Below are 21,321 nucleotides of genomic sequence, written 5' to 3' on the forward strand. Positions count from 1 at the left end.
TGCCGGTGCCTCCTTTATGCCGGCGGGAGCTCCAGCGTGTAGACCACCAGCTGCACCTTTGGCGCAGGGCGCTCCTTCTCACGCTCGGGTCGACGAACATAGCCCAAGCGACGGTAAAGGCGCTGGGACCCTTCATTGTCGACGGCGGTGTCCAGCACCACGCGCACGGCACCCCGTGCGGTGGCAAGGCGGGCGGATTCGTCCAGGAGTTTCTGGCCAAGGCCCGTCCTGCGCGCGTCCGGGTGCACAGCCAGCAGCCGCAACTCCACCTCGCCTTCTTCGGCCTGCCGGCTGAGGTGTGAGCCAAAGGGCAGCAGGCTGGCTGTGCCCACCAGACGCCCGGTTTCCACCTCTTCGGCCACCAGCAGCACGCCTTCGCGGGCCCGCGCCGCGGAATCGAGCAGAAGCTCCAACCGCTGTTCGTCAGGCTGATGCGCGCCTGGGAGATGATGACCGAAGCCTTCGTACGTCAGCCGCCCCACGGCGTCGTACTCCTCGGGGCGAGCCTGGCGGATCACGTGGGTGGCGGCGGCGACGGTTGGTGTGGTGGTCATGGTTGTCCTTTCGGCTGCGGATCGAGTCCGAGGTGCGATTTCAGGGTGGTGCCCGCATACTCAGTGCGCGCCAGGCCGCGTTCCTGGAGCAACGGAATGACGCCCTTGGCGAAGCGCTCCAGGTCCTGTGGGAGGAGCGAGAACATGAGGTTGAAGCCGTCGGCTGCGCCTTCTGCGTGCCAGCGTTCCAAGGAGTCGGCCACGTGCTGCGGGGTGCCGATGAAGTCGTGGTTCCGTTTGTCGCCCGTGAGGATTGAGTAGAGGTCCTTGAGCGTGACCTCGTCTTCACGTCCACTGATCTGTTCACCGGCGGAACGGAAATCGGTCCGGGGCTGTGCGATGGTGGGAATGCCGGACTGGGCCACGGTGGCGTCAGCGGCGAGGCCGGTGAAGTCCAACTGGCCCGCGAAATACTCCTGCAGGAAGTCCAGGACCTGCTGGTCGGTGATCAGGTTGTCCAACTCCCGGATGCGTTCCAAGGCCTCGTCGCGGGTGTCCGCCACTACAGGGGAGATGGCTTGGTAGACGTAGAGTTCGTCGGGATTCCGGCCAAACGCCTTTGCTTGGGCCCTTACGGAATCCCGGTAATGGCGTGCCTGAGGGATATCCGGGTGGCTAGCGAAAAGCGCGTTGGCGAAGCGCGCTCCCAGCTGTTGGCCTGGAACGGAAGTGCCCGCCTGGGCCAGCAAAGGGGAATGCTGCGGTGATGGCCCAATGTTGAGCGGACCTGCAACCTTGAAGAACTCGCCCTTGTACTCCAGGCGGCGGAGTTTGTGGCGGTCGAAGAACCGGCCGTTGTCCTTGTCATAGAGGAAGGCGTCCGTGTCCCAGGAATTCCAGAGGCCTTGGGTCACCTCAACGAACTCTTCAGCGCGTCGGTACCGGAGGCTGTGGTCGAAGTGCTCATCGGCGCTGAAGTTGCCGGCCGTGCTGTTGGTGAGGTCGCGCGTGGTGACGATGTTCCAGCCGACGCGGCCACCGCTGATGTGGTCCGCGGTGAGGGCAGCCCGGGCAAAGTTGAAGGGCTCGTCATAAGAGGTGGAGGACGTGGCGATGAGGCCGATCCTGTTGGTGACCGCGCCAAGGGCCGTGACCAGGCCGATGGGGTCGAACCTGTTGAGGATGCCCGGGTTGGACGTCTCGTCGATCGCCAGGGAGTCGCCCAGGAAGATCGCATCGAACTTGGCGTCTTCGGCTGTCCTGGCGAGTTTTACCTGGTGCCCGAAGTCGATGCTGGCTTGGGGAAACGCCGTTTCGTGGCGCCATGAAGCCAAATGGATGCCGGTGCCCACAAGGTAGGCGAAGAAGTGGATCTGCTGGCGTTCGCGGGCGAGTGTCTGGTTCATGGGCCTGTTCGGTGCTGTTCGGAGTCAGGAAAGGTTGAGGGGCGGCGACGGTCTGTGGCGCAGGGCCGCCACCCCTCACGTGCTACTTGGCCTTCTTGATGGCCTGTTCTTCAGCGGTCAGGACTTCCTGCAGCTTGGCCGCTGTCCAGTCCGCCTTGAACTGAAGGTTGCCGTCGTTCAGTTTGGTCACCGAAGCCTCAACCTCTGGCGTGTGATAGGCGTCCACGATCTTCTTCCAGGTGGGATCGTCCTTGCGGTCGGCCTTCACCACGAAGCCGTTGATGTACGGCGCCAGGGATTCCGAGTTCAGGTCTTCCTTGAAGATGATCTTCTCGTCACCCAGTCCGCCTTTCTGGGCCTGGGTGTTGTTGACGACGGCAGCATCCGTGGTGCCCTTGAGCGCGTTGACCGTCTGGTTGCTGTCCACCGGGACCACCTTGATCTTGCTGGAGGTGATCTCAGCCGGGGTGGACAGCGAGTTACCGCCGTCCTTGAGCTGCAGCAAGCCAGCGGTCTGCAGGTTCAGCAGGGCGCGTGCCTGGTTAGTGGGGTTGTTCGGGATGGCAACTTCGGCGTCCGCGGGCAGTTCCTCAACGGACTTGAACTTCTCCGAGTACAAGGCCAGCGGGTAGACGGCTGTGGCACCAACAGGAACCAGGGTGCCGTTGCTGTTGACGTTGAACTGGGACAGGTACTTCAGGTGCTGGAACAGGTTGATGTCCACCTGGCCCTGCTGGGTTGCCGTGTTGATCTGCGCACCGTCAGTGAAGTTCTTGACCTCAAGGTCGATGCCCTGGTCCTTCAACTTGTTCTTCAACAAGGTCCAGTGCTCTTCAGCGCCGTCGTCCACGCCTATCACTACCTTGGTGTTCCCGGACGTCGTGGAACCACTTGAAGCACCCCCGCATGCCGAGAGCGATAGGGCGGCGATCAGGCCGACGGCGGCAACTAACAGGCGGTTCTTCATGATGCTTCTCCGTACAAAGGGTATTGATGCGAATGGAAGGTACGGGGTGTTCCCCTGCCTCACGCTAGGCAGCGCGGGCGGTCGGAATCGAACGCGTCCGCAACACTCCGACGCGCATCGTCAAGGAAAGAAACCGCAGGTCACAAGGGGTCACGGGTTCGATCTGCAGGCTTGCGCGCTGTTGGAATGGGCATCCAAACAACCCCAAAGGAGGCTCCGGTGAGCGCGATCGTTTCGCTGCGCGGCGTCAGCAAACTGTTCCCGGTCCAAGGTGGCAACCGCGCCCAAGGAAGCAAACGCGCGGGCAACAGGACCACGGAGCCGGTACGCGCCGTCGACCATGTCACCTTGGACGTGGAGGAGGGGACCGTCGTGGGCATCGTCGGATACTCGGGAGCGGGCAAATCCACCCTCGTCCGGCTGCTCAACGGGCTGGAGCGTCCCACGGAGGGGCAGGTCTTCGTCAAAGGCCAGGACATCTCGTCCCTCCCGGAAAGCGAACTCCGGAAGGTTCGCGCCGGCATCGGCATGATCTTCCAACAGTTCAACCTCTTGAAGTCCCGCACCGTGTTCGGAAACGTCGCCTACCCGCTCAAGGTGGCCGGCTGGCCCAAGGACAAAATCAAGCCACGAGTGGACGAGCTCCTGGAGTTCGTGGGCATCGCTGACAAGGCGGGCTCCTACCCTCGGCGGCTTTCCGGCGGGCAGCAGCAACGCGTCGGCATCGCCCGCGCCCTGGCGAACGCTCCGGACATCCTTCTCGCCGACGAAGCCACCAGCGCACTGGACCCGGAAACCACCCGCGACGTCCTCCGTCTGCTCCGGCGTATCAACAAGGAACTGGGGACCACCGTTGTGGTGATCACTCACGAGATGCACGTGGTCCGGGAAATCTGCGACACCGTGGTGATGATGGAATCCGGCAAGGTGGTGGAAGCCGGGCCGACGTACTCCGTGTTCGCCAACCCGCAGAGCGACTCCACCCAGCGCTTCGTCTCCACAGCTGTCCACGGCACCCCCGAACCGGACACCGTAAGCCGGCTCGCCGCTGCGCATCCGGGCCGGCTCGTCTCCATCGGTATCTCCGAGGCAGCGCCCACTCCCTTGGTTGCTGCCACCTTTGAACGACACGGTGTCGGCTCCAGCGTCGTGTTCGGCGGTGTCACGGAGATCCAGAACAAGATTCTGGGCACTCTCACGTATGAGCTCACGGGCAGCGACGACGCCATTGACGCCGCGCTCGCCGACCTAGGCGACGTCACCGCCGTCGAACGCCAGACAGCCGCCGCCGATAGTGCCGTACCGCACCTGCCCGTCCCCGCGAACGCCGGAGAATAGCCATGACCGACTGGACAACCCTCCTGCCCGTCCTGGGCGAATCCTTCCAACAGACCATCTACATGGTGGTCATCACGGTCCTGCTCAGCGGTCTTGCCGGGCTCGCGCTGGGGGTCACGCTCTACGCCACCCGGCCGGGCAACCTGTTCGCCAACAAGGCCGTGTTCTCCTTCCTGAACTTCCTGGTCAACATCATCCGGCCCATCCCGTTCATCATCTTCATCACGGCCATCGCCCCGCTGACGCTGATCGTCATGGGAACCACCATCGGCACCACGGCCGCGATCCTGCCCATGGCGCTCATGGCCGGCGTCGTCATTGGGCGTGTGGTGGAACAAAACCTGGTCGCATCCGATCCCGGTGTTGTGGAAGCCGCCCGGGCCATGGGTGACAGCCGCCTGCACATCCTGTGGTCCGTGGTGATTCCCGAGTCGCTGGCGCCGCTGATCCTGGGCTACACGTTCATGATCATCGCCATCGTGGATATGTCCGCCATGGCCGGGTACATCGGCGGCGGTGGCTTGGGCAACTTCGCCATCATGTACGGCTACCAGCAGTTCAACTGGGAAGTCACCCTGGTGACCGTCCTGATCATCATCGTCATGGTCCAGGCCGCGCAGTTGCTGGGCAACTTCCTGGCCCAGCGCATCCTCCGCCGCTAACTCGTTTTAAGGGAGAACCACAATGCCTATCGAATTCCTCGGCATGGGTGCCGGCAACGATTCCACCGAGACGTCGCCAGCCACCACGCCCTTCTTCGATCCCCAGTACGCTGCCCGTATCGCGAGGATCCATGAGGACAACAACTGGGACCACGTCCTGTTCGCTTACAACTCCACTACCCAGGACCCTTCAGTCCACGCAGCGTGGGTCGCCGCTCATACCGAGCGAATTCAGTTGCGGCTGGCGCACCGGCCCAACGTTTCCCACCCCACGTTCGCGGCGCGCTCCTTCCTGACGCTCGACCACATCGCCCAAGGCCGACTGACCGTGCACTTCATCACCGGCGGCAGCCAGGCGGACCAAGCCCGCGAAGGTGATTTCCTTGCCAAGGATGCCCGGTACGGCCGGACGCAGGAATACATGCAGATCGTCCGGCGGGCATGGTCCGGTGATTCGTTCAGTTGGGACAGTGAGCACTACCGGTTTGAAGACTTCGCTTCTGGTCTGGCGCCCTTTGCGGGGAAACGCCCGGGTATTTCCTTTGGCGGATCCTCCGAGGCTGCCTGGTCCGTGGGTGCCGCGGAGGCCGATATCTATGCGCTCTTCGGGGAGCCGTTGGCGGATGCTGCCGGGCAGCAGGAGCAGATCCTTGCTCGGGCCGCTGCCCTCGGACGCACTCATCCCCTGCGCTGGCAGATTGCGTTCCGGCCCATTGTTGCGCCAACTGATGAGCTCGCGTGGGAGAAAGCACACGCCATCCTGGGCACCTTCGAGGCCCGGCGGTCTGCCGGTGAGGTGATTGATCCAGTCCGCCACTACAACCAGAAGCCGGAGGCCGCCGGCACCCAGCGACTCCTCGCTGCAGCCGAGCGCGGGGACCTCCACGACCGCGCGCTGTGGACGGCCCTCGCCAAAGCGGCAGGTGGCGGGGGCGGAAGCGCGACGGCGTTGGTTGGCTCCTACGACACCGTCACCCAGGCGATCCTGGACTACCACGACCTCGGATTCGAGATCTTCGGCCTCCGTGGCTACGACTTCGTCCCGGACGCCCTGGAGTTCGGGCAGCACGTTATTCCGCAGCTGAAGCAGGAAGTGGCGCACCGGGAGCAGGGCCGCACCGCCGAGGAGATCCGGGCAAGCCAAGCCGCCGCCCGGGCCCGGGTCCTGGCCGCGGCCTCCTGACCCTCTCTCACGTTCCGCCCGTTTGGGGCTGTCCCTCTCTCACGTTCCGCCGGCTTGAGGCCAACGCTCCCTCTCTCACGTTCCGCCCTGTGAGAGAGGGTTTGGGGGTGGGGGAGGTTTGGTGAGAGAGGGTCAGGGGACGGTGGCGGCGATTCGGCCATCAACCAGGACCGCGATGACCTCCTGCTCGGCCCCCTGCCCTTCTGCAGCTGTTTCTGGCGACCCTCGGCCCACGGATCTGTTCCCCGCAAGTACAAGGCTTGCCGGGAGCCCCGCGGCAACCGTGCGGTGGGGGATGGCCGCGGTGAGTGCCAAGGCGGCGGGCTCAACCGTTCCCAACGAACGCAGGGTCACCACTCCCACCACTTCACGCGGATGGACGGTTCCAAAGGTCTCGCCACGGTCCAGGACCAAGAACGCCGGATCGTCCGGCGCCATCTCCCGCCCATGAAGTTCGACGGCGGCCTCCGCCGCCGTCAGGCCGCTCGCCAGAAGCTGGACTCCGGCAGGCGCGGTGGTGAGCAATGAACGGACGGTTCCTTCCGGCGTCGTGGGTTCCAGGAAGCCGAGCGAGATGAGCCAGTCGTCATCGAAGTAGGTGGAGAGATAATTCCGTCCGGAGTCGGGCAGGATCACCACGATGGTGTGTTGCTCGTCCAGGGCCGCGGCAAGGTTCAAAGCTGCTGCCAGGGCGGTGCCGCCGGTGGCGCCGATCAACAGGCCTTCCTCGCGGGCAGCACGGCGGGCGGTGAAGATGGCGTCGCGATCGCTGACGCTGATGTATTTGTCCACCAGTGCGGTGTCGAATGCTTCGGGCCAGATGTCCTCCGCCGATGCCGGGTGCAAGGGGTGACCGGCGCCTTCGGTATATTTGAGCGATCCGTTGCCGCCGCCGTAGCGGGAGTGCTCGGGGTCTGCGGCAATGACCTGCACGCGTCCGTCGCTTGCTTGCTTCAGGAATCGCCCTGTCCCGGAGATGGTTCCGCCGGTCCCGACGCTCGCCACAAAGTGGGTGACCGACCCCTGGGTGTCGCTCCAGATCTCCGGCCCCGTGCTCTCCTGATGGGCTTGCGGGTTGGCCGGGTTGTCGTACTGCAACGCGAGCCAGGCCCCGGGAGTGGCAGCCGCGAAAGCTGCGGCCCGGTTGGCCAGGTGACCGGGATCGGACCGAGGAACGAAGTCAGCCACCAGATGTACTTCGGCACCGAAGGCCCGCAGAAGCCGCACCTTTTCCGCAGCAGTGGCGGCGGGTACGAAGATCACCGAGCGGTAGCCCAACTGTGCAGCCACCAAGCTCAGACCGATGCCGGTGTTGCCGCTGGTGCCCTCCACCACAGTCCCGCCGGGGCCAAGGAGGCCGGCACTTTCTGCGGCGCGGATCATGGCCAGAGCGGCGCGGTCCTTCACGCTCCCGCCGATGTTCTGGAACTCGAGCTTCGCGTAGATGCGGGGCCGGGCACCGGCGCCAAGCCGCTTCAGCCGAAGCAGGGGAGTGCCGCCGATCGCATCCAGGACTGATTCATACACGGTCATGCCGCCCACGCTAGGACGCGGGTATTCCCTCGCAAAAAAGCGTTTCCCGCCGCGTCCTTCCGTGACCTGAGCCATGCCGGGCTTGCCCCAAAGAGTCACATAGGAGTCACCGGCGGTAACCCGGATTCACGCCCCTTAACCGGGTGACTTGCGATACCCAAAGCCAGCAGGAACACGCCTAGAGTCCACATCATGGGCCACGGAAACCACGCTAAACGTTCCGCCCTCTGGCTTTGCTTGGGCGCAGGGTTCATTACGCTGCTGGACCAGTCAATGTTCGTGCTGGCGGTACCGGCTATGTCTGCGTCCCTGCACGCCGATTCCGGGTCCGTGCAGTGGATCCTGGCGAGCTACTCGCTGGCGTTCGGCGTCGCGCTGGTTCCCGCGGGCAGACTGGGCGACATCGTGGGACGGCGCACGCTCTTCATTGCGGGTATTGCTGTTTTCGGTGCATCCAGCTTGGTGGGTGGCCTGGCCACGGACCCATCGCTGGTCATCATCGCCAGGCTCCTCCAAGGACTCGGCGCCGGCACCCTGAACCCGCAGGTGCTGGGCCTCCTGCAGGACATATATTCCGGACACGACCGCGCGAAAGCGCTCGGTGCGTACGCTGCCGCCGGGGGTTCCGCTGCGGTCTGCGGACCGCTGCTCGGCGGAGTGGTCCTTTCCCTGGGCGACCCCTCGATCGGATGGAGGATCCTGTTCCTCGCCAACGTTCCCTTGGTGATGGTCCTGGTGCCGCTTGCCTTCCGGCTCCTCCCGAGGGCGGCCGGCAAACACCCCGACAACGGGACAGCGAAACCTTCCATCGACGTCCTGGGTGCCTTGCTGCTCGGCGGAGTGGTGATCGCCTCGCTCATTCCCACGATCTACGGTGCGGGCATCATTGCAGTGACATCGCTGGCGATCGGTGCGGGGACGCTTCTGGCCTTCGCTGGCTGGGAGCTCCTTTATCACCGGCGCGGCCGAACCCCGTTGCTCAGTGCCTCCTTGGTGAAATCCAGGGGCTACGCCTTGGGTACGGTGGTGGCGCTCTGCCAGTTCGGCGTCGGTGCCGGAATGGCCGCCGTGACTGCCTTCTACTTCCTCTCCGGGGCGGGGATGGCGCCGTTGGCGGCCGCAGCGATCCTCGCGCCGCAAGCAGCAGGAATGCTGTTGGCGTCCAGCTTCAGTTGGCGCTTCCTGGCCCGATACGGTCGCGCCGGGATCGTCTACGCGCTGGTGGGCAGCCTGGCCTGCCTGATTGCCAAGGACCTCTTCGTGCAAGGGCTCGACGGCGGTACGGCGGCTCTGGCGGTGGCCGCCGTCGGACTTATCCAAGGTGTGGCAACAGGCCTTGTGGTGGCGCCAAACCAGACACTCACGCTTGCCCATGCGCCCGCAGGTGCCGCAGGGGTGGCTGCAGGCTTCTACCAGCTCAGCCAACGTTTCGCGGCGGCCCTGTGCTCAGCTGCGGCCGCAGGCATGTTCCTTCAAGCGCACGGAGCGGCCACCGGCCAAGCCTCCAAGGACGCCTTCCACCAAGGCATCGTGATGTGCTGCGTTTTGCTGGGGGTCGCACTGCTCGCCGGCGGACTCGACTGGCTTCGCGAGGGAAGGGACCGCAGAAACGCACGAGCCGCCGTCGTGGCTTCCGGAAAGGAAACCGCGACGACGGCGGCAGTGCAAACGCCGGAACGTCCGACGGCGGGAGGTACTCAGCGTTCGGAGGCCACCGAATCGGTGGATGCCTGAGCGGATCCGACAGGCGGGGCCGATTCGACGGGCGGGGCGGTCGGCCCGGTGGTGGGGACGCCGGCGTCGCGCAGGGCCGGGAAGCCGCCGTCCACGTGGACGGCGTTGGCGTAGCCGAGGACCTGGAGCTTCTGCGCGACGGGACGTGAACCGTTGACGGAGCCGCAGAACACCACGATCTTCTGGTCCGTACCGCTGACCTGGGTCAGGCGGTGGGCGGACTCCGGGCTGAAGTCCTCCTCCACATGCTCGCGGTTGACCACCACGGCACCGGGGACGGCCCCGGTGCTGGCGCGGCCGCCTTCGCTGCGGACATCGATCAGCAGCGCGCCTTCTTCGATGAGTTTGGCCGCTTCCTGGGCGGTGATCAGCTGCGTATCCTGCACGTCGTTTTCCGGTACCGCGGTTTCGATGGACATGGTGCTCCCTTTGTTGGTGGTGGGTGGAAAATCGGATAGCTAGAGACCCCAGGCCTCGGCGAGCAACTGGTATGAGCTCTGCCGATCGGCGGGGTCATGGGCAATGGTGGTGATGAGCAGTTCCTGGGCGCCTGTGGCCCGCTGCAGAGTGCGAAGCTTGTCCCTGACCTGGTGCGGGTCGCCCACCAGCCGGGTGTCCACACGGTCTTTGACAAGGTCTTTGGCGTCAGCGTCCAAGGGCAGATCCAAGGCATCCTCCGGGGAGGGGTAGGGGATGGCACCCTGTCCGCTGCGAATACCGTGTACCCACTGGGCATAGCCGCGGGCGAGGCGCTGTGCTTGGTGTTCGTCCGGGGCCACCAGCACGTCCGCCGAGACGATCACCTGTGGTTCCTGCAGGGAAGCAGACGGTTCAAAGTGGGCCCGGTATTCGGCAATGGAGTCCAGTACGCCGGCCGGTGCTACGTGATAATTTGCGCCGAAGGGAAGGCCCAACTTGCCGGCGAGGCGGGCGCTGGGACCCGCTGTTGAACCGTGGATCCAGAACTGTGGCGACTGCCCGAGGGCCGGCGTCGCGGTGACTTCCTCGCCATGCCTGGTGCGGTACCCGCCGGTGAAGAACCCGATGATGTCCTGGACGTCGTTCTCGAAGTTGTCGGTGTCTCCCGGGAAGCGGCCCAGCAGTTCACCTTGCAAACGGAATTTCCTGGGGAGGACGGCGCCGAAGATGGGCCGCGGTGAAGGAATCAGCAAACCGTCAACCACGCGGTCGCCGGGTGTGTCCGTCGGGGTCACTACTCCGGGAGCCGGTTCGCTGGGCGACTTCGGCGGCCCGGAACGGCCAAAGCCAAGGTCCACACGGTCCGGGAACACCGCAGCGAGAGTGCCGATGCTCTCTGCAATCTGGAGCGGCCTGTAATTGCCCAACAGGGTGGCCGCCGTGCCGACACGGATGGTTTTGGTGGCAGACGCAACCAACCCGGCGAGGATGTGCGGGGCAGAACCAGCAACGCCGGTGTTGAGATGGTGCTCGGCCAGCCAGTACCGCGAGTAGCCGGAAGCCTCGGCAGCGGCAGCGAGAGCAAGGGTGCTTCGCAGGGCCTCGCCGGGGGACTGCCCGGCAGAGACCGGAGTCAGGTCAAGGACGGACAGGGGAGTAACTGAAGGCTTCGGCATGGCACGACACTACGGAGCGCAGTACCTTGGCCAAAGCCGATCCGTCACCCCGCTCAACCGGGCTAAATCCAGCGAAATGCGGCGAAACGGACCGTCACAAGGGCGCCCCCGTCGGCCTGAAGATGACGATTCTGGCAGCCCGTTGACGCGGTATTTCCCGCGTTGACGCCGCGAGTCCAGCGGTTTGTACATTCTTTGGACAGCCTCCTAGATTCAAGTTCAGGTCAAGAGTCAGCACGCCAAGGACCGGCTCGTGCTGCGGCAACCCTCAGGCATTACGTGGCGGGGTGCTCCGGAAACAGACCAGGCCGCAAGAGCGGCAAGTGAATGTCGTCCCGGCCGCTGTGCGGCCTCTGAAAGAGAGAATCATGCCTTCCACACCCGTACCCGAATTCCGCTCCCGCATCATCGCGTTGGAGCTCGACGGCGATGGGGCCCACCCCGCGTCGTGGCGCAAGGCCCATCATGATCCGCAGGCACTATTGGGGGGCCAGCGGATCCGTGAGACCGTGCAAGCTGCGGATATCGCGGGCTTCCATATAGCTACTTTCAAGGACACCCGGGTGGTGGACCCGGGAACCACAGGAATCGCCGGCCGGATCGATGCGATCCAGCGTGCAGCTTTCGCAGCTCCGATCACCCGGTCCATCGGTCTGGTGCCCGAGGCTGGAACGATCTTTACCGAGCCGTTCCACGTGGCCACCCAGTTGGCCAGCCTGGACTATTCCTCCTTGGGCAGGGCCGGATGGCTGGTCAACGCGGAAAACCTGAAGAGGGAAGCCCTGTCAGTGGGACGCGTACAACTGAACGAAGGCGACGTCACCAGCGAAGCAGCCGACGTGGTCCAGGCAGCCCACCGCCTATGGGACTCCTGGGAAGATGACGCGGTGATCCGCGACGTCTCCACCGGACGGTATGTGGATCGGGACAAGCTGCACTACGCCGACTTTGAAGGCGAACGCTTCTCCGTCAAGGGACCGTCCATCATTCCGCGCCCGCTTCAAGGCCAACTGGTGGTGTTCGCGCCCGCAGAGCTGCTTCCCGCCGTCGAGGCTGATGTTGCCTTGGTGTCTGCTGACACCGTTGACGATCTTCCCCGGGCCGCCCAAGCGGCTGCGACGGCAGGGGCTCCGCGGACACTCGTGGAGCTGGACGTCATCCTCGATTCCCGTGGACAAACCGCGGAGGACCGCTTGGCCGAGCTCGATTCCTACGAGGAGTGGACGGGCGGCGCGCGCTACGTGGGCAGCGCTGAAGGACTGGTGGAACTGCTCACCACGCTGTTCGCATCAGCCGACGGCGTCCGCCTCAAGCCCGCAGTCCTGGACGTGGACCTCCCCGAACTTGCCACCAAGGTCCTGCCGGAACTGCATCGCTCAGGACTGGTGGTGCCGCCGCTGCCGCACACCACGCTCCGTGAAACCTTCGGGCTTCCCCGTCCCGCAAACCGCTTCGCCGCGGCCTGACCGACGCCCGCCACAAGAGCCAACGGCCATCAGCCAGATTCAGAGAGCAGAACCATGACCAACCATCACCGCATCGCAGGCAACGGGCAGATCCAGTTCGGTGTCTTTTTCCAAGGGGTAAACCACACCACCGTTTGGAAGGACGCACACAGCGGCTCGCAAACGGACTTCGAGTCGTTCCGCCGGGTAGCCCAAACCGCTGAACGCGGACTCTTCTCCGCCTTCTTCCTCGGTGAAGGGCTGCGCCTCAGGGAGCACCTCGGGAAGATCCACGACCTCGATGTCGTCGGCCGTCCCGACGCGCAGACCGCCCTCGCCGCGCTCGCAGCCATCACCACCAACATCGGTTTGGTGGCAACGCAGAACACTACATACAACGATCCCGCGGACCTTGCCCACCGCTTGGCCAGCCTGGACCTGCTGTCCGGCGGCCGTGCGGCATGGAACATCGTCACCACGGACAACGCCTGGACCGGTGCCAATTTCAGGCGGGGCGGGTTCCTCAAGCACGAGGACCGCTATGTCCGGGCCGAGGCGTTCGTCCAGACAGCGAAGGCCATCTGGGATTCCTGGGCTGACGGCGCAATCGCCGGGTCCCGGAATGATCCACGCTGGCTCCGCGAGGACGCCATCAACGCGGTCAAGCGCCAGGATGAGAGTTTCGACGTCGAAGTCACCGGCAGGTTGCCGCGCTCCAGCCAGCAGCATCCCGTCCTGTTCCAGGCCGGCGACTCGCCGGACGGCCGGGACTTCGCCGTCAGGAATGCCGATGTGATCTTCTCGGCACATCCGGAACTGGAAGACGCCAAGAAATTCCGGGACGACATCGTGGCCCGTACCCTCAAGGCCGGCCGCCCCGCGGATGACGTGAAGATCTTCCCTGGACAGGAGTTCATCCTGGGTGCCACGCCTGCAGAAGCGGAAGAAAAGCACCAGTGGGTCCGCTCGCTGCAGGTGGGTCCGGAGACGGCCATCGCCTACCTTGAACAGTTCTGGGGACGGACCCTCACCGAATACGACCCCGATGGTCCTTTGCCGGACATCGACCCCGTTGTGGACGTCACCAACCCCACCCGCGGCAACGCCTTCCATGGGAAGAGCGCCAAGGACCTCGCGGCCCAGTGGCGTGCGGACGCCAAGGAAAACGGCCACTCGATCAGGCAGTTCGTGGCTGCACGTTCCCGGCTCAATGGCCGTGGCCTGGTGGGATCGTATGACGACATTGCGGACAAACTCGCCGAATATGCCCATGCCGGTGCCGTTGATGGTTTCAACATCACCCCGTGGATCGTCCCGGGCGGACTGGACGACATCGTCAACGAGCTGGTTCCCCGCCTGCAGGACCGCGGCGTCTACCGCACCGAATACGAAGGCACCAACCTCCGCGAGAACCTGGGCCTCCGTGCCCCGCTGACCCGCCGAGGATCACTCACCAGCACCCAACTCACTGAAAGCGAAGAAGTCGCATGAGCGTCCCCAACCGTCCCGCAACCCGCACGCTGCGGAAACCTGCCGCCGTCGTCGCCGTCCTGGGAGCCGTTGCGCTCCTCGCCTCAGCTTGCGCTGGAGGGGCCGACGCCGGCACGCAGCAAAGTGCCGACGCCACACCTGTGTCGGGTGGGAACCTGAACTTCGCGGTGTCGGTGGACCGTGGTTGCATCGACCCGCAGCAGGTGGGCAATAACGATGCCATCGCCATTGCCCGCCAAACGGTGGCGTCGCTGACGTCGCAGGACCCAAAGACCGGCGACATTGTCCCGTGGCTTGCCGAGAAGTTCGAAACCAACGCGAACGCCACCAGCTTTACGTTCACGCTCCGCAGCGGTGCAACGTTCGCGGACGGAACAGCGATTGACGCTCAATCCGTGAAGACCAACTTCGAGGCGATCAAGGCACTCGGTGCCAAGGCCACGCTGGGCTCCACCTACCTGAGTGACGTCAGCGCGATCACCGTGAAGGATCCGCAAACAGTGGTGGTGGACTTCTCCAAGCCGAACGCGCAGTTCCTCCAGGCAACGTCCACGTTCACACTCGGCCTGTTGTCCCCGGCCTCTGCAACTCTTTCCGAAGCTGACCGTTGCGCCGGGAAGTTCTCCGGCTCCGGCCCGTTCAGCGTGAAGAGCTACACCGTAGACAAGGAAGCTGCCTTGGAACGCAGGGCCGGTTACAACTGGCCCGCCGCCACCAACAGCAACAAGGGCGAGGCCTACCTGGACACTGTCACCTTCAAGATCATTCCGGAGGCGGGTAACCGTACAGGCAGCCTGCAGTCCGGCCAGATCGACGCCACGGCGGCAATTTCCGCCGCTGACATCAGCCTGTTCAACGGCAACGGTTTCTGGAATGAGACGCGCGCCAACCCGGGTGTCGTCTACAACCTGTACGCCAACCAGTCCAACCCGAAGCTCAAGGAAACCGCCGTCCGCCAGGCCATCTCCAAGGCCATCAACCGTGAGGAAATTACCAAGACCCTGCTGACCGAAGCGGACCAACCTGCCAAGGGCGTTCTCTCCCACACCACTCCGTACTTCAAGGACTACAGCGAGCTTCTGAAGCACGATCCCGACGGCGCCAAGAAGCTGCTGGACGATGCCGGCTGGAAGGTTGGCGCGGACGGGGTCCGCGAAAAGAACGGCGAGAAGCTGTCCTTCAAGGTCACCTACTGGCAGTCGCCCAAGGAAGTACTGGAACTCGTGCAGCAGCAGCTCAAAGTGATCGGCGTGGACCTGCAGTTGAAGTTCACCACCATCGCGGACGTGACGGCTGCCCAGGCTGACAAGACCTATGACTTCTCCTACGGCAACCTGACCCGAAGCGACCCGGACGTCCTCCGCACCGTCTTCGCCTCCACCACAGCCCGTGGCGGTAGCAACCTCCGCGAGAAGCTGCCCGTGGACGATGTCCTGGGCGAGCAGGCCGCGGCGCTGGACAAGGACGCACGCCAGAAACTGGTGGACGAAGCACAGGAAATCCTGATCAAGGACGCCCACTCCATCCCGCTGTATGAGCTGTCCACTACCATTGCCGCCAGCGACAAAGTCAAGGGCCTCACGTTCGAAGCTTCCAGCCGCCTGGACTTCTACGACGCCTGGCTGAGCAAGTAGGAATCCCATGATCCGCTACATCGGCCAACGACTCCTGCAGGGCGCCTTCGTCCTGTGGGCCGCCTACACCGTGTCCTTCCTGATCCTGTACCTGCTGCCCGGCGACGCCGTGAGCATCATGGCCAGCGGGGACGAACAGAACGCGGTGGATCCGGCACTCGTGGAGAAGCTGCGGGCGGAGTATGGCCTGGACAGGCCTCTTTACGAGCAATACATCATTGCCCTGTTCAAGGCGCTCCAGCTGGATTTCGGGTTGTCCATCAAGAATGGCGTTCCGGCCACCCAAACGGTGGCGGAAGTCCTGCCTGAGACCATCAAGTTGGCCGTAGCGGGCTTCGCCCTGGCAGTGCTTCTTGGCAGTGCCTTGGCAGTGGTTGCGGCTTTCAGCCGCAACCGCTGGATCCGCCAGGCATTCTCCTCCCTGCCACCCCTGGGTATCGCCGTGCCGACCTTCTGGATCGGGCTCCTGCTGCTCCAGTTCTTCTCGTTCAGGTTGCGGTTGTTTCCGGCGATAGGGAACGACGGCGGCCAGAGCCTCGTGCTTCCCGCCTTGACTCTGGCGATACCCACGTCAGCCGTGATCGCCCAGCTGCTGACGCGCAGCTTGCGCCAAACCTTGGGCGAGCCGTACATCGAACAGATCCGGGCAAAAGGCGGCAGCGAAGCGCTGATCAACTTTGGCCATGCCCTCCGGAACGCAGCCATCCCCACGCTCACCATGCTCGGAATCCTGGTGGGAAACCTACTGGCTGGTGCAGTGGTGAGCGAAACAGTGTTCTCCCGTGCAGGCATCGGGCGGCTCACTGTCACGGCTGTCAACAGCAGGGACATCCCGGTGGTGCAGACGCTGGTAGTGCTGGCCGCTGCCACCTTCGTGATCACCAGCTTGATCGTTGACCTGATCTATCCGCTCGTGGACCCGCGCATCAACACCGCGCGGGCCAAGGCCTAGGAGGACCATCATGACGCAGCAACTTGTGAGGGAGACACGGCCTCTGGGGGACTCCGCACCGGGGCATCCGCTCGCGGGCTCCGTCATCCCGGAGCCGGGACCGCCTGCCAGGCCCCGGGCTTCCACTTCCGGCTGGGCTGCCAAGGGCCGCACGTTCCTGGCCAGGCCGGGGCTGGTGCTGTCCGTCGCAGTGCTGGTGCTGGTGATCCTTTGGGCGTTGATTCCCACGGCTTTCACGCACTGGCCGCCGGATACTGGAGTCCCCTCTGACCGGCTCAAGCCGCCATCCGCCGATCACTGGTTCGGCACCGACAGCCTTGGACGCGACCTGTTCTCCCGGGTGGTCCACGGCTCGGCGACGTCCTTGGCTGCTACGGCCGTGGCGGTAGCTGTCGGCTTGGTTGCGGGATCCGCCTTGGGTTTGCTGGCCGGCTCCACCAGGGGGTGGGTGGATGACGCCATCATGCGTGTCATGGACGTGCTGTTGGCCATCCCCAGCCTGCTGCTTTCGCTGGCACTCATCACAGTGCTGGGCTTCGGGACCATCAACATCGCCATCGCGGTCGGTATTGCCAGCGTGGCCAACTTCGCCCGGATCATGCGGGCTGAAACCCTCCGAGTGAGCACCGCTGTGTACGTGGAAGCCGCGAGGTCCTCAGGTGTCCGGTGGCATTCCATCCTGCTTCGACATGTCCTCCCCGACGCTGCCGGCCCTGTTCTGGCGCTGTCCGCGCTGGAGTTCGGCATGGCCGTCCTGTCCATCTCTTCCCTGAGCTTCCTTGGCTTCGGAGCTCCGCCGCCTGCCGCCGAATGGGGTTCGCTCGTGGCCGGAGGCCGCGACTACCTCGTGGCCGCATGGTGGCTGGTGACGTTGCCGGGCGTGGTGATTGCCGCCGTCGTGCTGTCCACCAACCGAATTTCGCATGCTTTCCAAAACTCTGAAAGGAACCGGGCATGAGCTCCGCACTGCTGACGGTTGAGAACCTCCGCATCGACTATCTGGTGGACGGGTCACCCCGGACAGCCGTGGCCGGTGTCAGCTTCGAGGTCAACGCCGGGGAAGTGGTGGCCATTGTGGGGGAGTCCGGTTCCGGGAAGACCACCACGGCGCAGTCCATTATCAACCTGCTCCCCGGCAATGCCCGGGTTTCCGCCGGCACAGTGAGCTTCGACGGCACCGACCTGACGAAGCTGACGCGCAAGGAATGGCAGGGCGTCCGAGGCAAGGAAATCGGGCTGATCCCGCAGGACCCCACGGCATCGTTGGATCCGCTGCAACGTGTAGGCGACCAAGTTGCAGAGGCGCTCACCATCCACCGGATCCAACCCAGGAAGGCTGCACGCCACAGTGCCGTGCGGCTCCTTGAGGAGTCCGGAATCCGTGATGCCCCGACCCGCGCACGTCAATTTCCGCACCAGTTCTCCGGTGGCATGCGGCAGCGTGTGCTCATTGCCACAGCGTTTGCTGCGCGGCCGAAGCTGGTCATCGCCGATGAACCCACCAGCGCCCTCGACGTCACGGTCCAGCGGCAGATCCTGGACAACATCGCAGCCCTTACTGCCGAGCGGGGGACGGCCGTACTGCTCATCACGCACGACCTTGGCGTCGCTGCCGATCGTGCCGACCGGATCATCGTGATGCGCGGCGGCGAGATTGTGGAGGAAGGGTCCGCCGCCGCTGTCCTGGGGAGTCCGCAGCACAGCTACACCCGGCAACTCATCGCGGCGGCACCGGGACTCAACCCCCGGCGGTTGCGGCCTTCGGTTTCGGTTCCGGACCCAGGCGCGCCGCCGGGCGGCGGCGCAGTGCCCGACTCGCCGCTGGTGGAGGCGAAGTCCCTCCGGAAAGTGTTCAGCCTGCCGCGGACCGCCGGTGGCGCCAGGACCTTGACAGCCGTCGACGATGTCTCCCTGGACATTCGCCGCGGCGAGACCTTGGCGCTGGTGGGGGAGTCAGGCTCGGGAAAGAGCACCGTGGCCCGTTTGTTGCTGCGTTTGGACAAGCCGACCTCCGGTTCCGTGGAGTTCGACGGCGTGGACCTGGCCAGCGCGAAGGGGGAGAAGCTGCGCCAACTGCGGCGCCGGTTCCAAGTGGTGTTCCAAAGTCCTTACGCATCCCTGGACCCACGTTTCACTGTGGAGGACATCATTGCCGAGCCGCTCCGGGCTTTCGCGGAGGGATCTACCCTTGACCGGAAACGCCGGGTGGAGGCCTTGTTGGACGAGGTTCACCTCCCTGCGGACTATGCGGGACGTCGTCCGGCCGAACTCTCCGGAGGGCAGCGGCAACGCGTCGCGATTGCCCGTGCCTTGGCGCTGAAGCCGGAGCTGGTGGTGCTCGACGAAGCAGTGTCCGCTTTGGACGTTTCCGTGCAGGCACAGATCCTCACGCTACTGGCGGAACTGCAGGTCCAGGAGGCTTTGAGCTACCTGTTCATTTCCCACGACCTTGCCGTGGTGCAACAGATCTCGGACCGGGTGGCCGTCATGCAGGCAGGCAAGCTCGTGGAGATGGGAGGTGCCATCGACGTGCTGGAGAACCCCGCTGAGGACTACACCCGCCAGCTCGTCTCGGCGATTCCCGGGCGGGTTCCGGCGCTCGGGTGACGCACAAGCGTGAACATTTTCTCACGTTGCCTCACAGTCATTTCCTGTCAAACCCTTGACCCGGCCGTTGAGGCGCTGGTAAACCTTGTGGGCGGAAAGCGTTTTCTCGCACAACCCACTATCGGCGCCTGAGCAGGCCGGCGTTGCCTGCAGTGTGAGTGAAACGTTCCAAAAAGTGCGTGCAGACCCACTGCCGCCCATCAAAGGAGATGTTCTTTGGCCTACCCCTCGAAATGTTCCTACCGCCCCTCCCGTGGCCGTGCGTGGAAAGCAGTCCCGCTCGCGGCCTCCGCTTCACTCGCTGCCGCGGCCATCGCGCTGACGGGTGTCCCACTCGCCCAAGCAGCCCCCGTCCACCTCCCGCAGGCAGCGCAAGCCGGCCTTCCCGGCGTCGTGCCTGCCGCGAAAGACGCAGCACCGCTGAAGCGCCAAGTGGAAAACCTGGACCGGGCGCCGGTTGCAGTCCTGACGGACCAGGGTGTCACCGTGAGTTGGCGCATGCTGGGCCTGGACAAGGACAGCATCGGCTTCCAGATCCTGCGCGATGGCGTTAACATCACTCCCGAGCCCATCCGCAACGCCACCCTGTTCGTGGACCCCGCAGGCACGGCACAGTCCAGCTATGTCATCAAGACCGTCGGAAACGGACAGGGCCAGGACAAGCTGACCGAAGCCGTGACGCCAATGGCGAAGAACTACCTGGCCATCAAGCTGGACAAGCCAGCCGACGGAGTGACCCCGGACGGCAAGCCGTACACGTACTCGGCCAACGACGCGACCGTCGCGGACCTCGACGGCGACGGCAAATATGAGGTCATCCAGACGTGGTCGCCGTCCAACGCCAAGGACAACTCCCAGTCCGGCTACACGGGCAACGTGTACGTGGACGCCTACAAACTGGACGGCACCAAGCTGTGGCGCATCGATTTGGGGCGCAACATCCGTGCCGGTGCGCACTACACGCAGGTTCTGGCCTACGACTTCGACGGCGACGGCAAAGCCGAAGTGGCCTTCAAGACGGCCGACGGCACCAAGGATGCGGCCGGCACCGTGATTGGAAACGCCGACGCCGACTTCCGCAACACCGCCGGTTACGTCCTGTCCGGTCCCGAATTCCTTACCGTCTTCAAGGGGGAAGCCGGCACCATCATGGACACCGTGGCCTACGAGCCCGAGCGCGGCACGGTAGCCAGCTGGGGCGACAACTACGGCAACCGGGTGGACCGCTTCCTGGCTGGAGTGGCGTACCTCGACGGGGAACACCCTTCCATGATGTTCAGCCGTGGCTACTACACCCGCACTGTCCTGGTCACCTATGACCTCGTCAATGGCAAGCTCCAGAAGCGCTGGACGTTCGACTCCAACCAGGCGGGCGATGAGTACAAGGGGCAGGGCAACCACAACCTGTCCGTAGCCGACGTAGACCAGGACGGCAAGGATGAGTTCGTCTTCGGTTCCATGACCATCGACGACAATGGCCAGCCGTTGTACAACACTAAGCTCGGTCATGGCGATGCTATACATACGGGCGATCTTGATCCGTCCAGGCCGGGACTGGAAACGTTCGCCGTCCACGAGAGCATGAGCCAGAGCGGCAACCGCGGGGCGACCTTCCGCGATGCCGCCACCGGTGAGGTCCTGTGGAGCATTCCGGCCATCAAGGACACGGGCCGCGGCGCTGCCGGCGATATTGATCCGCGGTATGAAGGCGCGGAAGGCTGGGCCGTGGGCGGTTCCGCCGCTTGGGACTCGCCGGTGGGCCAGCTCATGTCCGCCAAGGGTGAGCTGATCGCCGAAAAGATCCCGGCCGCCAACTTCCTGGCCTGGTGGGATGGCGACCTGCTGCGTGAGATCGTGGACCACGATTACGACGCCACCGTGTCCCGCGGCGTTCCCACCATTTCCAAGTGGAACTGGGAAACGGAAACCAGTGACCGGCTCCTGACCGCTGAGGGTGCCCGCAGCAACAACACCACCAAGGGAAACCCGTCCATCCAGGCTGACATCCTGGGCGACTGGCGCGAAGAGATCGCGTGGCCGTCCACGGACAGCTCCGAGCTGCGGATCTACACCACCACGGCTCCCACCGACGTCCGCCTCCGGACGCTGATGCACGATACCGTCTACCGCACAGCTGTGGCACGGGAGAACGTGGCCTACAACCAGCCGCCACACCCGAGCTTCTTCATCGGTGAGGGCATGCAGGCTCCGGCGATGCCCGCCGTCGTCTACACCGGCAAGAAGTAGCCCAAACTACAAAGCCGCCCGGGTCGCGTTGAT

General features: G+C 64.5%; 17 protein-coding genes and 1 riboswitch. Of the genes, 11 read left to right on the forward strand and 6 right to left on the reverse strand.

Translation table 11 applies throughout. The annotated features are described in order from the left end of the window. Nucleotides 1-14: 14 nt before the first annotated feature. From J2Y68_RS13465 to J2Y68_RS13475, 3 genes are all read right to left on the reverse strand, one after another. Complete coding sequence (locus J2Y68_RS13465) at nucleotides 15-554, reverse strand: GNAT family N-acetyltransferase (RefSeq protein ID WP_309994181.1); 540 nt, start codon at nucleotides 552-554, stop codon at nucleotides 15-17. Continuing rightward, nucleotides 551-1,900, reverse strand: coding sequence for an LLM class flavin-dependent oxidoreductase (locus tag J2Y68_RS13470; RefSeq protein WP_309994184.1), 1,350 nt, complete (start codon nucleotides 1,898-1,900; stop codon nucleotides 551-553). Before J2Y68_RS13470 ends, J2Y68_RS13465 begins: the two co-directional genes overlap by 4 nt. Before the next feature lie 82 nt (nucleotides 1,901-1,982). Next, nucleotides 1,983-2,867 (reverse strand): MetQ/NlpA family ABC transporter substrate-binding protein, encoded by an 885-nt coding sequence (locus J2Y68_RS13475; RefSeq protein WP_309994185.1) that lies wholly within the window; start codon nucleotides 2,865-2,867, stop codon nucleotides 1,983-1,985. Nucleotides 2,868-3,086: 219 nt separating this feature from the next. Here J2Y68_RS13475 and J2Y68_RS13480 point away from each other — a divergent pair, with 219 nt between their 5' ends. Genes J2Y68_RS13480 through J2Y68_RS13490 form a run of 3 tightly spaced genes read left to right on the forward strand, consistent with a single transcriptional unit; the run spans nucleotide 3,087 to nucleotide 6,050 of the window. After that, nucleotides 3,087-4,205 (forward strand): methionine ABC transporter ATP-binding protein, encoded by a 1,119-nt coding sequence (locus tag J2Y68_RS13480; protein WP_309994187.1) that lies wholly within the window; start codon nucleotides 3,087-3,089, stop codon nucleotides 4,203-4,205. Between the two features lie 2 nt (nucleotides 4,206-4,207). Further along, nucleotides 4,208-4,867 carry a methionine ABC transporter permease gene (locus J2Y68_RS13485; RefSeq protein WP_144649471.1) on the forward strand — a complete coding sequence of 220 codons (660 nt, stop codon included), beginning with the start codon at nucleotides 4,208-4,210 and terminating at the stop codon, nucleotides 4,865-4,867. A gap of 22 nt (nucleotides 4,868-4,889) precedes the next feature. After that, nucleotides 4,890-6,050: an LLM class flavin-dependent oxidoreductase gene (locus J2Y68_RS13490; RefSeq protein WP_309994189.1), complete on the forward strand. Its 1,161-nt coding sequence runs from the start codon at nucleotides 4,890-4,892 to the stop codon at nucleotides 6,048-6,050. A gap of 132 nt (nucleotides 6,051-6,182) precedes the next feature. On the opposite strand, the gene J2Y68_RS13495 is transcribed toward J2Y68_RS13490, so the two are convergent. Further along, nucleotides 6,183-7,583, reverse strand: coding sequence for a PLP-dependent cysteine synthase family protein (locus J2Y68_RS13495; RefSeq protein ID WP_309994191.1), 1,401 nt, complete (start codon nucleotides 7,581-7,583; stop codon nucleotides 6,183-6,185). A 192-nt stretch (nucleotides 7,584-7,775) separates the two neighbouring features. Here J2Y68_RS13495 and J2Y68_RS13500 point away from each other — a divergent pair, with 192 nt between their 5' ends. Next, nucleotides 7,776-9,317 (forward strand): MFS transporter, encoded by a 1,542-nt coding sequence (locus J2Y68_RS13500; RefSeq protein WP_309994192.1) that lies wholly within the window; start codon nucleotides 7,776-7,778, stop codon nucleotides 9,315-9,317. On the opposite strand, the gene J2Y68_RS13505 is transcribed toward J2Y68_RS13500, so the two are convergent. After that, nucleotides 9,281-9,736 (reverse strand): rhodanese-like domain-containing protein, encoded by a 456-nt coding sequence (locus tag J2Y68_RS13505; RefSeq protein WP_309994193.1) that lies wholly within the window; start codon nucleotides 9,734-9,736, stop codon nucleotides 9,281-9,283. The two genes, J2Y68_RS13500 and J2Y68_RS13505, sit on opposite strands and share 37 nt — an antisense overlap. 39 nt (nucleotides 9,737-9,775) lie before the next feature. Beyond that, entirely contained in the window at nucleotides 9,776-10,912 is a 1,137-nt protein-coding gene (locus tag J2Y68_RS13510) for an LLM class flavin-dependent oxidoreductase (protein WP_309994195.1), read from the reverse strand. Between the two features lie 222 nt (nucleotides 10,913-11,134). Further along, a riboswitch (SAM riboswitch) is annotated at nucleotides 11,135-11,244 on the forward strand. 36 nt (nucleotides 11,245-11,280) lie between these two features. On the opposite strand from J2Y68_RS13510, the gene J2Y68_RS13515 reads away from it, so the two are divergent. The 7 genes from J2Y68_RS13515 to J2Y68_RS13545 all read left to right on the forward strand — a co-directional run bounded on the left by J2Y68_RS13515 (nucleotide 11,281) and on the right by J2Y68_RS13545 (nucleotide 21,288). Next, nucleotides 11,281-12,378 (forward strand): LLM class flavin-dependent oxidoreductase, encoded by a 1,098-nt coding sequence (locus J2Y68_RS13515; protein ID WP_309994197.1) that lies wholly within the window; start codon nucleotides 11,281-11,283, stop codon nucleotides 12,376-12,378. Between the two features lie 54 nt (nucleotides 12,379-12,432). Continuing rightward, complete coding sequence (locus tag J2Y68_RS13520) at nucleotides 12,433-13,848, forward strand: NtaA/DmoA family FMN-dependent monooxygenase (RefSeq protein WP_309994198.1); 1,416 nt, start codon at nucleotides 12,433-12,435, stop codon at nucleotides 13,846-13,848. Further along, on the forward strand, nucleotides 13,845-15,482 hold the full coding sequence (locus J2Y68_RS13525) for an ABC transporter substrate-binding protein (protein WP_309994199.1): 1,638 nt from the start codon (nucleotides 13,845-13,847) through the stop codon (nucleotides 15,480-15,482). The genes J2Y68_RS13520 and J2Y68_RS13525 overlap by 4 nt, the downstream gene beginning before the upstream one ends. 7 nt (nucleotides 15,483-15,489) lie before the next feature. Then, entirely contained in the window at nucleotides 15,490-16,434 is a 945-nt protein-coding gene (locus J2Y68_RS13530) for an ABC transporter permease (protein WP_309994200.1), read from the forward strand. 10 nt (nucleotides 16,435-16,444) lie between these two features. Next, nucleotides 16,445-17,392 carry an ABC transporter permease gene (locus tag J2Y68_RS13535; RefSeq protein ID WP_309994202.1) on the forward strand — a complete coding sequence of 316 codons (948 nt, stop codon included), beginning with the start codon at nucleotides 16,445-16,447 and terminating at the stop codon, nucleotides 17,390-17,392. Beyond that, nucleotides 17,389-19,041, forward strand: coding sequence for an ABC transporter ATP-binding protein (locus J2Y68_RS13540; protein WP_309994204.1), 1,653 nt, complete (start codon nucleotides 17,389-17,391; stop codon nucleotides 19,039-19,041). The genes J2Y68_RS13535 and J2Y68_RS13540 overlap by 4 nt, the downstream gene beginning before the upstream one ends. A gap of 216 nt (nucleotides 19,042-19,257) precedes the next feature. After that, nucleotides 19,258-21,288: a rhamnogalacturonan lyase gene (locus tag J2Y68_RS13545; protein ID WP_309994206.1), complete on the forward strand. Its 2,031-nt coding sequence runs from the start codon at nucleotides 19,258-19,260 to the stop codon at nucleotides 21,286-21,288. Nucleotides 21,289-21,321 lie beyond the last annotated feature (33 nt).

Source organism: Paenarthrobacter nitroguajacolicus, assembly GCF_031455195.1.
Classification (GTDB): Bacteria; Actinomycetota; Actinomycetes; order Actinomycetales; family Micrococcaceae; genus Arthrobacter; species Arthrobacter nitroguajacolicus_D.